Here is an 11436-nt window from a genome sequence, read left to right as displayed (position 1 = left end):
TAATATCTTTATAATTTTTCTATTTGATTTTTATATTAAAGCATAACACTCTTATTTACAAAATAAAATGAACTATTTCAAAAAAACTTTAAAATAGTCCATTTTATTATATACGATTAGTTTTAATATTGTTATATTTTTAATTTAAATTATCATTATAAAAGTTAAAAACTTGATTTAAATAAGATTTTAAAACACTATCCTTTTCTCTATATATTTCATGTTTTGATCCAACACTTAATATTGTTTTACAATCTTTTGCATTTTGAGCAAATACGTTTTGCCCTCTTGGCTTTACATATGTGTCCTTTTCAGCCTGAAATAATAGTACTGGTATTTCTACTTTAGATGCATTTTCTTGTTCTATTATTTCTTTCGTAGCATTTAATGATGTTCTAAGCCAATTGTAAGAAGCTCCACCTCTTTGAAAATCTTTATTTTTAGATACAATATTATAATAATATTGATATCTAGCATTGGAGCTTGTACAAGATTTTTCTAAATTATTTTCTGAACTATATGCCCCTTGAGTTACTGCATACTTATTTCCCAAAGAAAATGTTGTATATATCCATGAAACAGATTTAGCTATAAATTCTGGAACATTTCCTGTGTTTATTTCTAGCATTGGTGCATTTAATATTGCTATATCAAAATAACCTGGATATTCTTCTAAAAATTTACTTCCAATAGCTCCTCCCATTGAGTGAGCAAATAAAAACAATTTTTCTTGCTTAGCTTCAGGTTTAACAATATCATCTAAAAATTTTTTTAAATCTGAAACATAATAATTAAAATCTTCTATATTTATTTGAGTTTTGTCTGCTATACCTAATGATCCTGATCTTCCATGACCTCTATCCTCAAATCCATATACAGAATAACCTTCATTTAAAAAATAATAAATAATTTCTCTATATTTTTCTAAAGACTCCCCAAACCCATGATTTATAACAATCGTTGCCTTTGAATTATCTACTTTGTATTTTTGATAATATAATTTTGTAGTTTCATCTATCTCGAAATATCCTTCTTCTCTTTTATCATTTAGATAAGGTTCTACTACTTCCTTCATATCTTTTTCATATTCATCTTCTGATATAAATATTTTACTAAACTCTACCTTCTCATTTTCTGCTGAATAAGCTGGAATTGTTAATTTATTAGACATACATATAAGTTGTAAGCAGAAGATAATTAAAAGTATTAAACTTTTTATCTGTAATTTAAATCTTTTACTATTTATTTTCATATAATATCCCCCTATTTTTCCTTTGTACTATAAAAATATAACAAAGTAAATTTTCACCTTATATTATATATTCTCTATTCTAATATATCTATAATCCACTTGTTACATGCAGTACATTTATAAATCCTTATAACAAACAAATCTAATTTTAAATTTTCAATTACTACAGGTATTTTTTCTAATTCTTCCTTGGTAATAAACTCATCTTCTGCATTTATATACCCATGTATTTCAATAAAATAATTTTCTTTAGTGTCTTCACAACATTCATTAGAACCTGCTATTTCTATTTTTTCGTAATTTAAAGAAGAACTCAATTCATTTATTATAGGTAATAAATCTTCAAATTCCTGTATGTCATCTAGAAATTCTTCTTCATAAAATACTAAATCCTTTATTCTAAAAAGTTCTTTCATAATTGTTTTTTTCTCCTTTTTCTATGTGTTAAAAATATATCGATAGTTTTACTTAAAACTATTTATTTAATCACTAATTCAACTGGACAATGATCTGATCCCATTATTTCCGTATGTATAGTTGCAGATACTAATCTATTTTCTAATTTCTTAGACACTAAAAAATAATCTATTCTCCATCCAGCATTATTTTCTCTTGCATTAAATCTATACGACCACCAAGAGTATACCCCTTCTTTATCTGGATAAAAGTATCTATATGTATCTATAAATCCAGACTCCAAAAGCTTACTTATTTTTTCCCTTTCTTGATCACTAAATCCTGCATTTTTTCTATTACTCTTAGGATTTTTTAAATCTATTTCATTATGTGCTACGTTTAGATCTCCACATAATATTACTGGTTTTCTCTTCTCTAATTCTTTTAAATATTCTCTAAATGCCTCTTCCCATTTCATTCTATAATCAATTCTAGCTAATTTTTGTTGAGAATTTGGAGTATAAACATTAACTATATAAAAATCTTCATATTCTAATGTTATTACTCTTCCTTCTTTATCATGTTCTTCTATTCCAATTCCTAATTTTACATCTAAAGCCTTTTCTTTAGCAAAAATTGCAGTACCTGAATATCCTTTTTTCTCTGCATAATTCCAATAATCATAATATCCATCTAACTGTAAGTCTATTTGTCCTTCTTGAAGCTTACTTTCTTGAATACAAAATATATCAGCATCATTTTCTTTTAAAACATCTAAAAAGCCTTTTTTCACACAAGCTCTTAATCCATTCACATTCCATGAAATTAACTTCTTCATATGTTATCTCCTTTACTTTCGGCACATGAAAATAAATAACAAGTCAAAAGTTGCAATGTATATTTTTCATCAGGCAAAGATATGAATTGTCCTCATAGTGTACCTATTAGATCAATTTGAAAAGCCAGCATGATAAAAAATACGCGAGCAAATAGACTTATTGTTTTTTGATTATGCCTTATTAATATAATAATCAATATAGATATAATACCATAAAAATTAACTTATAGGAAAAATTTATTACCCAAAATAAAAGAACTCTAATTTTTTTAGAGTCCTTTTATCTTTGTTATTATATGATATTAATCATTTAGTTTTACTGCGCTAAGATGTTCAGGTGAAATTCTTTTTTTACTTTTATACAAATTATAATCATTTGAAATATATATTCTCAAACTTTCATCATTTTCTTCTGCATTAACTTGATACATTGTATTTTCAACATATCCATGGATGAAATCGTCTTTACTAAAAGATAGACTAATTTCTGTCCCAATTTGAGTAATTACACCAAGTATATGTTGTAAATCTTTAGATTGTTTTGTAAATACAATGTCTCCAGTCTCTGCGACACAAAATTCAACCTTCATAGTTTTCATCCCCTTTCTATATAATAATTATATAGAAAATTATTATATTTTTCCATATTTTCTAATATTTATGAATTATTTTTTATATTTTTATAAGCATTTTAATTATATATGTTATAATTAAGTTAATACATTTATAATTTTTATGGAAAATTATATTTTTAATTAACATTATCTAGTTTTATAAGCATATATTATAAATTTTCTATATTATCTTTGTCATCTTTATAATCTTTAAAAATATGTTCAGCATTTTTATCAGCTCTACTAAAAGTTTTACTTAATGATAATATAAAAATTATTGTTATAATGACTATTAGTATAATAACTGTTTTTATCATTTCTATATTCCTTTTCTTAATAACGTATATATTTTTGAAAATTATACCATATTTTATTTGTTATATCAATTATTCAATATAAATGATATTATAATCATTATAAATACTAAAAACAAATAGATATTTTTATATTATTTAAAGAGATTACCTCAAATATATAAATATGTTTTTGAGATAATCTCTTTAAAATAAAAGTTTCTATAATATTATATTTAAAGTTCTACTTAGATAATAAATTATTTACTATCTCTTCTGCATTTTCTAAACAAGCTCCACATCCAGTACCAATATTAGTAGCCTCTTGAACTTCATCAAATGATTTAGCTCCATTTTTTATAGCATCCTCTACATCTTTAAGAGTAACATTAAAACATGTACAAATAACATCATCTTTATTCATATATACTCCTCCTTTATTTACTTTTATAAATCTTATTATTTGATATTTTTAATATTTTGATACATCTATATAAAAAATTATAGTTATTAAATAAAAACTTATATATCTAATAAAATTTAAATATATTCTTTCATTTTGAACATACTATATTTATAGTTTTTATGAAGGGAGATATTCTATATGGAAAGAGATCATTATATTGTTAATGGCTTAGGTAATGAAAATATTAAAACTCAAGTAAAAAATGCACTTGAAAATATTGAAGGAGTAAATAAAGTTTGTGTTGACCTTGGACGTAGTAGTATTGAAGTAGCTTACAATAATCCCGCTACCTCTGAGCAAATTAAAAACTGTATCGAAAGTACAGGAAATACTATTCAATATTAAAATTTTATTATATATAATTCTTCAAACTAACTTTAAAGCTATAAATTTTTAACACCTGACTTTTAAAATTTCAATAATAAAAATCTTATTGGAATATAATAAAAGCTGCTCTTGCTTGATTTTATACCAAACTAAAGCAGCTTTTTATTATATACTAAATTTATTTACTTCTTTATTTAACTCTTCTATTAGTTCTATTAACTTTTCTGAAACTGTATTAATATCTTTGCTAGATACATTAAATTCTTCTGCTGTTGCATCTACTTCTTCAGTACTAGCAACTAATTGTTGTGATATAGCTGTAACAGATTGTATTACTTCTAAAATATGATCTTTTTTAGTATTGTTATTACTAGATATTTCTGATATTTGTTGAATTTTAGGTGTAACTTCTCTTAAAAGATTTAAAATGCTATTGAATGATTTTATTGTATTATTAATTTTATCTTTTTGATTAGAAACCTCTAAATTTATATCATTAGTTGAACAAATAATATTTTTACATTCATTAAGAACATTTTTAACTATTATACCAATTTCATTTACTGATTCCTTACTTTGTTCTGCAAGTTTTCTTATTTCATCTGCAACAACACTAAATCCATTACCTGCCTCTCCTGCTCTTGCAGCCTCAATGGCTGCATTTAAGGCTAATAAATTAGTTTGTTCTGCTATTAAATTAATTGTTGTAGTAATCTTTTCAATAGATGCTATTTTGCCATTCATATTAGTAATATCGTTATTAAAATTATTAAAACTACTATCAAAATTGTCTAATGAACTATTTAACTCATGCATATTTTCACTGCTTTTAACTAATTGTGATTCTATGTTATAAGACATTTCAGCAACATTTTCAATATGATTATTCATATAATCTATATTTTCTCCAAACTCTCTCATTTCATCATTTATTTTTAATATTTCACCTGATTGATTTGTATTCGCTTTTGCTGATTCATGCATAGCAATAGAAATATTTTTAGCTCCATATGTTATTTGAGTAGAAGTATTTTCTAATAATTGTGATTGATTATTTAAAACTATAACGTCATCTTTTACCTGCTTAATCATATTCCTTATAGATTCTCTAGTTTTACTTAAGGATCTATTGATATCTCCAATTTCATCATTTCTACTAAGTTCTTTTGAATCTATTGTCTGATTAAATATACCATTTGATAATATCTCTATATTCCCCTTTAGTTTTTTAAGTCTTCTACCTAGTAATTCACCTATCATAAATATTATACATATAAGTAAACTTATTCCTACTATTGATACTATAATAAATAATGTTATAATTACATCTTTTTCTTTGTTTACATCATTAGCACTTACTTCTAATGCTATTGACCAACCTTCTGTTCCAGGCAATTGAGTGTATGCAATATACTTTTCTTCTCCATCTTTAAAATTTTCTACTTGTGTTTCTCCAGTAATCATCTTTTGATGTATTGATGCTAATTCTTTTAAATCTTCATTTTTCTTTGATTCTTTTAATATATTTTTTTGATTGTGTACATCCTCTAATTTTTCTGAAGCAATTATAGTTCCATTTTTGTCTAGAATATAAGAATTGCCTGTCATTTTAAAATATTTTAAATTGTTTAAGTCCATTGATAAAAAATTACTTTCAAATGTACATGTCAAAACACCTACTATATCTTGTCCATTTTTTAAAGGGACAGCAACAAAAATTATTTGTTCATTTGTTCCTTTGACAAATGATGGAGAACTTATATATGTTTCATTATTCATAGCTTTTTTAAAATAATCCCTATTAAATATATTTTCTGAATAATTGTCTGTTGTAACCAATTGTCCATCAATTGTAGCTATTCCTATAGATCTTATATTTAAGCTTCCAAGATATTTATTTAAAACTTCACTTTTCTGATCTAATGTTAAGTTCATATCAGAAACTGTACTATCCGATGCTACTGAACGTGCCATAACAAGTTTAGTGTTTAATTTTTGTTGAATGATAGTGGCCGCATCATTCATAATCCTTATCATACTTTCTTCTTTTATTTGGGTTAAATTCTTTTGAACTACTAGAAAAGTTCCTAAAAATGCAATTCCAAATATAAGCACAAATCCTAACGATAAATTTTTAATTAAATTCATTTTTATACTTTTACTTTTTTTCATATTTACCCCCTTAAATTAAAATAACTAATATATAAGTTCTAATAAAGTTTGTTTATTAATATAAATCTTAAAATATTTATAAATAACATAGCTTGCCAGCATAGTTAGAAACTTATAAAAAATAACCAAAATAACTTTTTAATTATCTACTTCTTAAAATATATGTAATAAAAAATTTAAAACTTTAATTTATCCCATTATTTAGCAATATGCAATCGGTTACCTATTTTTGTATTTATAACTATATTATACATAATTATATTCTATATTTATATATAAAAAATAACTTTATTACATAAAGTTAATATAATGTAATAAAGTTATCTTAATATAAATATCAGTTATTTTCGCCTTTTTGTTTTATTCTTTAATGACTTATCTTTTTGTTTTTTATTATTTTTACTTTTCTCTTTTAAATTACTATACGACTTGTCTTTCTTTACATACTTTTTATTGCCATTATCATTGCTTTTAGAAGATTTGTTTCTAACACCTTGATTTTTATTATATTGTGATTTATTAGTCTTATATTTATCAACTATAAGACACTTAGGACCATTTCCAATTAAATCTGTCCTATTTGACTCTGTTAATGCTTCATATACCAATGTATAGTACTTAGGATTTTTATACTGAAGAAGCGCTCTTTGCATTGCCTTTTCATGTTTAGTTTTTGGTACATATACTTCTTTCATTGTTAAAGGATCTAATCCAGTATAATACATGGTAGTAGCCAAAGTCCCTGGTGTAGGATAAAAATCTTGAACTTGTTCTGGTTGATAATTTATATCCCTTAAATATTCAGCAAGCTCTATTGCACTTTTTAATGTACTCCCTGGATGACTAGACATAAGATACGGAACTATAAATTGCTTTTTACCTAACTTTTTAGTTATTTTATAAAATTTTTCTGTAAATTTATCATAAGTTTCCCCTGATGGCTTCCCCATATACTTTAAAGCTTCTTTAGATACATGTTCTGGTGCAACTTTTAATTTTCCACTTACATGATGCTCCACTAACTCCTTGAAAAATGTATCATCTTTGTCAGCCATTATATAATCATATCTAAGTCCTGAACGTACAAATGCTTTTTTAACTTTAGGAATTTTTCTTATAGACCTTAGTAGATCTAAATATTCACTATGATCTACTTCCATATTTTCACATGGAGATGGGTATAAACATTCTTTTGCCTTACAAGCTCCAAATGCTAATTGATTGCTACAAGCTGGTTTTCTAAAATTAGCTGTCGGCCCACCAACATCATGTATATATCCTTTAAAATCTTGAAGATTAGTTATTTCCTCTACCTCTTTTAATATTGATTCCTTGCTTCTACTTTGGACAATCCTTCCTTGATGAAAAGTTATAGCACAAAAATTACAGTTTCCAAAGCATCCCCTTGAACTTACTGTACTAAATTTAACCTCTTCAATTGCTGCAATTCCTCCTAATCCTTTATAAATAGGATGATAATTTTTCATATAAGGCAAATCATAAACTTCATCTAGTTCTTTTCTATTTAATGGGAGCTGTGGTTTATTTTGAACTAAATATTTGTTGGCATGTTTTTGTACAATAATTTTTCCCCTTACAGGATCTTGTTCTAGATATTGAACTTTACTTGCTTCAGCATATTTCTTCTTGTCCGCACACACGTCTTTATAAGAAGGTATTTCAATGTAGTCTTGTAAATTTTCTAAAGTTTCAGTGACATAACAAGTACCATTTAAATATGTAATATCTTTTGCTCTTACACCATTTTTCAAGCTTTCAGCAACTTCAACAACTTGCTTTTCTCCCATGCCATATATAAGCAAATCTGCTCCACTATCTATAAGCATAGATTTTCTAACCTTATCACTCCAATAATCATAATGTGCAAACCTTCTAAGACTCGCTTCGATTCCACCAATTACTATATCAATATCTTTATACGCTTCTCTTATTTTATTACAATAAACTATAGTTGCTCTATCTGGTCTTAATCCCATCTTTCCACCTGGAGAATAAAAGTCCTTTTCTCTAAGTTTTTTACTTACGGTATAATGATTAACCATTGAGTCCATATTTCCTGCATTAACTAAAAAACCATATTTAGGTCTTCCTAGTCTTTGAAAATCATAAAGTGTCTTCCAATCTGGTTGCGCTATTACTCCTACTTTATATCCTTCATGTTCTAATACTCTTGATATAATAGCAGTACCAAAACTATGATGATCTATATATGCATCAGCCGTTACAATTATAAAATCTAATTCATCCCAGCCTCTTTCTTTCATATCCTTCTTACTTATTGGTAAAAATTTTTTTTCTGTTGTTTCCATTCTTTCACCTACTTAATCTTATCTTTAAGTTTCATAATCCTCATACTAGTTTATATTCTTTAAGTAATGCCGTCAAGATTTATCCGTTCTATACGTTTATTAATAAAAAATGCTTTTAACCCTTATGAATACCCTTTTCTATTTTATGGAAATAAAGTACTATTATTGGTATAATAAACTTATATATTTAAGATATTATTTTCTATATATAACGCTATGTTTTAAGTGAATGTTGATATTTTAGTATAAGGGCGAACTGGCATTAGAATTTGCTTTTTAGAACTCTTAATGAAGATTTGTACAGTTAATTGCTTGTCAACAATCTTTGATTGGGAGCATGCATTAATTGAACTAAACTTTATTTTAGAGTTCTTTAAGTAAATTCCTATGTCCATGAGCTTTATAGTATAATATCGCCACTGTTTTAAAACATATCTATATATAAAAATAATTATTATAAATAGTATCTATCAAAATAAAAGGAGAACCTTATGAGAAAAATAACTATTTTAATTCTTTCTTTGTTAATTAGCTGTGTTTTTATTTCTTGTAACAAAAATACTATGTTTTTATCAAACCAACTAGCTCCTTATGCTTTAAGTAAAAACGAAGAGACAATTGCTAAACTTATCTCTGGACAAAGTCAATACGCTATTTTTAATTTTAATATTGATAAAAAAATAAAAACCTTATCAATCTGGATTGAAGGATATAATAATGGTGAGAAATTAAATTTAAATAATTATTCATGTTTTTCATTAAAGAATCCCACTGGGAAGATATCAATAAATACTAATACATCAGATAATTATCAATGGAATTTTTCATTTGCTGATGATGAAAATATAGCTAATTACTCTTTCAAAACTAATAATCAATTCGAAACTGATTCAAAATATTCAAAGGGATACACTAAGCTTTTAGATCCTGTTGAGATTAGTATTGATAAAGAAATAATTCTTCAAGCATACCTATTTAAAGATAATGGTAGTATGTCAATATATTCTACTAATGAATATTTAGATAATCCTAAAATTTTAAAAGAATTTGATTATGTTTATTTAGTTAAATGTAAATTTTCAGATAAAGATTCCACTTTAGAGTAAAATTAATGTCTTTATAATTTAATATTAATTATAATTTTAATTCTAAATCCATAATACTTGGAGCTATATTCATATTAATAATATCTTATTTTACTTAAATAATCTTATAATTTTATCTATATATTAATGCTTTCAACTAGATACATTCAAAATATTATAAAATCTAATAAAGCCAATAATACCCTAATATAGTATTATTGGCTTTTAATATAGAATATATTTTAAAGTAAAGTCCTCTATAGATGAACTTTATACTATAATATTAACATAACTTCAAAACACAATTTAGTTTTTAAATGAATGTATTGGAGCTGGAATTCTCCCACCTCTTTTTGCAAATAAATCTGATGAATTGCTATTTACTTTCATTACAGGTGCTGTACCCAAAAGTCCACCAAATTCAACCATATCTCCAACTTTACATCCTGGAGCTGGAATAATTCTTACTGCCGTAGTCTTATTATTTATAACACCAATTGCAGCTTCATCTGCAATCATAGCTGAAATTGTTGAAGCTGGAGTATCCCCCGGAATTGCAATCATATCAAGACCAACAGAACATACACACGTCATTCCTTCTAATTTTTCTAAATTTAATGAACCTTTAACAACAGCATCTATCATTCCTGCATCTTCTGAAACTGGTATGAATGCTCCACTTAATCCTCCAACATGACTACAAGCCATTACTCCACCTTTTTTAACTGCATCATTAAGCATTGCTAAAGCTGCTATTGTACCATGAGTTCCTACTGTTTCAAGACCTATTTCTTCTAAAATTTCCGCAACTGAATCTCCAACTGCTGGTGTTGGAGCAAGAGATAAATCTACTATTCCAAAAGGTACATCTAACCTTTTTGAGGCTTCTCTAGCTACTAACTCACCCATTCTAGTTATCTTAAAAGCAGTCTTTTTAATTGTTTCAGCTACAACATCAAATGATTCTCCTCTAACTTTTTCAAGTGCTCTTTTAACAACACCTGGACCACTTACTCCAACATTTATAATTTTCTCTGCTTCTCCAACGCCGTGAAAAGCACCTGCCATAAATGGGTTATCTTCAACCGCATTTGCAAATACAACTAATTTAGCACATCCAAATCCTTTGGTATCTTTAGTTAGTTCTGCAGTTTGTTTTATAATTTCCCCCATATCTCTAACTGCATTCATATTTATACCAGATTTAGTACATCCAACATTAACAGATGCACATACCTTTTTTGTAGTAGCCAATGCTTCAGGAATTGAACTGATTAAAATTTTATCTCCCTTTGTACATCCTTTTTGTACTAAAGCTGAAAAACCACCTAAAAAATCTATACCTAATGTTTGTGCCGCTCTATCTAAAGTTTGAGCAAATTTTACATAACTTGTATCTCCACTTGCTCCTGCAATTATAGACATTGGTGTTATTGATACTCTCTTATTAACAATAGGAATTCCAAATTCTGATTCTATTTGTCTTCCTACTTCTACTAAATGTTCTGCAGATTTTGTGATTTTATCATATATTTTAATTCTAGCTTTTTCTCCATCAGGATCTATACAATCTAATAATGAAATCCCCATTGTTATAGTTCTTACATCTAATTTTTCTTCCTCAATCATTTTTATTGTTTCAAGTATTTTATTAGTATTCATA

General features: G+C 26.0%; 11 protein-coding genes. 2 read left to right on the top strand and 9 right to left on the bottom strand.

The window, feature by feature from the left end:
• Positions 1-139 precede the first annotated feature (139 nt).
• From KYD98_RS05095 to KYD98_RS05070, 6 genes are all read right to left on the bottom strand, one after another.
• Positions 140-1252 (bottom strand): alpha/beta fold hydrolase, encoded by a 1113-nt coding sequence (locus tag KYD98_RS05095; protein WP_219778518.1) that lies wholly within the window; start codon positions 1250-1252, stop codon positions 140-142.
• 74 nt (positions 1253-1326) lie between these two features.
• Positions 1327-1668 carry a hypothetical protein gene (locus KYD98_RS05090; RefSeq protein ID WP_219778517.1) on the bottom strand — a complete coding sequence of 114 codons (342 nt, stop codon included), beginning with the start codon at positions 1666-1668 and terminating at the stop codon, positions 1327-1329.
• A gap of 62 nt (positions 1669-1730) precedes the next feature.
• The gene (locus KYD98_RS05085; RefSeq protein WP_219778516.1) at positions 1731-2486 is read right to left on the bottom strand and encodes an exodeoxyribonuclease III; all 756 of its coding nucleotides are present in this window, start codon (positions 2484-2486) and stop codon (positions 1731-1733) included.
• A gap of 302 nt (positions 2487-2788) precedes the next feature.
• Positions 2789-3076: a hypothetical protein gene (locus KYD98_RS05080; RefSeq protein ID WP_219778515.1), complete on the bottom strand. Its 288-nt coding sequence runs from the start codon at positions 3074-3076 to the stop codon at positions 2789-2791.
• Between the two features lie 194 nt (positions 3077-3270).
• Positions 3271-3417, bottom strand: coding sequence for a hypothetical protein (locus KYD98_RS05075; RefSeq protein WP_219778514.1), 147 nt, complete (start codon positions 3415-3417; stop codon positions 3271-3273).
• Between the two features lie 220 nt (positions 3418-3637).
• Positions 3638-3817: a (2Fe-2S)-binding protein gene (locus KYD98_RS05070; protein WP_219778513.1), complete on the bottom strand. Its 180-nt coding sequence runs from the start codon at positions 3815-3817 to the stop codon at positions 3638-3640.
• Positions 3818-3997: 180 nt separating this feature from the next.
• Between KYD98_RS05070 and KYD98_RS05065 the strand changes: the two genes are divergently transcribed.
• Positions 3998-4204 (top strand): heavy-metal-associated domain-containing protein, encoded by a 207-nt coding sequence (locus tag KYD98_RS05065; RefSeq protein WP_219778512.1) that lies wholly within the window; start codon positions 3998-4000, stop codon positions 4202-4204.
• A gap of 147 nt (positions 4205-4351) precedes the next feature.
• On the opposite strand, the gene KYD98_RS05060 is transcribed toward KYD98_RS05065, so the two are convergent.
• Positions 4352-6358: a methyl-accepting chemotaxis protein gene (locus KYD98_RS05060; protein ID WP_219778511.1), complete on the bottom strand. Its 2007-nt coding sequence runs from the start codon at positions 6356-6358 to the stop codon at positions 4352-4354.
• A 341-nt stretch (positions 6359-6699) separates the two neighbouring features.
• Positions 6700-8688, bottom strand: coding sequence for a YgiQ family radical SAM protein (locus tag KYD98_RS05055; protein WP_219778510.1), 1989 nt, complete (start codon positions 8686-8688; stop codon positions 6700-6702).
• A gap of 491 nt (positions 8689-9179) precedes the next feature.
• On the opposite strand from KYD98_RS05055, the gene KYD98_RS05050 reads away from it, so the two are divergent.
• Positions 9180-9794: a YgaN family protein gene (locus KYD98_RS05050; protein WP_219778509.1), complete on the top strand. Its 615-nt coding sequence runs from the start codon at positions 9180-9182 to the stop codon at positions 9792-9794.
• 285 nt (positions 9795-10079) lie between these two features.
• Here KYD98_RS05050 and KYD98_RS05045 read toward each other — a convergent pair whose 3' ends face one another.
• Complete coding sequence (locus KYD98_RS05045) at positions 10080-11435, bottom strand: PFL family protein (protein WP_219778508.1); 1356 nt, start codon at positions 11433-11435, stop codon at positions 10080-10082.
• Position 11436 lies beyond the last annotated feature (1 nt).

The sequence above is a fragment of the Clostridium weizhouense genome (genome assembly GCF_019431045.1).
Lineage (GTDB): Bacteria > Bacillota > Clostridia > Clostridiales > Clostridiaceae > Clostridium > Clostridium weizhouense.
Note: the sequence above shows the minus strand (reverse complement) of the source record. Positions and strands in the feature narration are given on the sequence as shown.

Bases quoted from the DNA above. Each gene is read 5' to 3' on its own strand.
- KYD98_RS05090 (WP_219778517.1), bottom strand. From the start codon at position 1,668: ATGAAAGAACTTTTTAGAATAAAGGATTTAGTATTTTATGAAGAAGAA.
- KYD98_RS05045 (WP_219778508.1), bottom strand. From the start codon at position 11,435: ATGAATACTAATAAAATACTTGAAACAATAAAAATGATTGAGGAAGAA.
- KYD98_RS05080 (WP_219778515.1), bottom strand. From the start codon at position 3,076: ATGAAGGTTGAATTTTGTGTCGCAGAGACTGGAGACATTGTATTTACA.
- KYD98_RS05050 (WP_219778509.1), top strand. From the start codon at position 9,180: ATGAGAAAAATAACTATTTTAATTCTTTCTTTGTTAATTAGCTGTGTT.
- KYD98_RS05065 (WP_219778512.1), top strand. From the start codon at position 3,998: ATGGAAAGAGATCATTATATTGTTAATGGCTTAGGTAATGAAAATATT.
- KYD98_RS05075 (WP_219778514.1), bottom strand. From the start codon at position 3,417: ATGATAAAAACAGTTATTATACTAATAGTCATTATAACAATAATTTTT.
- KYD98_RS05085 (WP_219778516.1), bottom strand. From the start codon at position 2,486: ATGAAGAAGTTAATTTCATGGAATGTGAATGGATTAAGAGCTTGTGTG.
- KYD98_RS05055 (WP_219778510.1), bottom strand. From the start codon at position 8,688: ATGGAAACAACAGAAAAAAAATTTTTACCAATAAGTAAGAAGGATATG.
- KYD98_RS05060 (WP_219778511.1), bottom strand. From the start codon at position 6,358: ATGAAAAAAAGTAAAAGTATAAAAATGAATTTAATTAAAAATTTATCG.
- KYD98_RS05095 (WP_219778518.1), bottom strand. From the start codon at position 1,252: ATGAAAATAAATAGTAAAAGATTTAAATTACAGATAAAAAGTTTAATA.
- KYD98_RS05070 (WP_219778513.1), bottom strand. From the start codon at position 3,817: ATGAATAAAGATGATGTTATTTGTACATGTTTTAATGTTACTCTTAAA.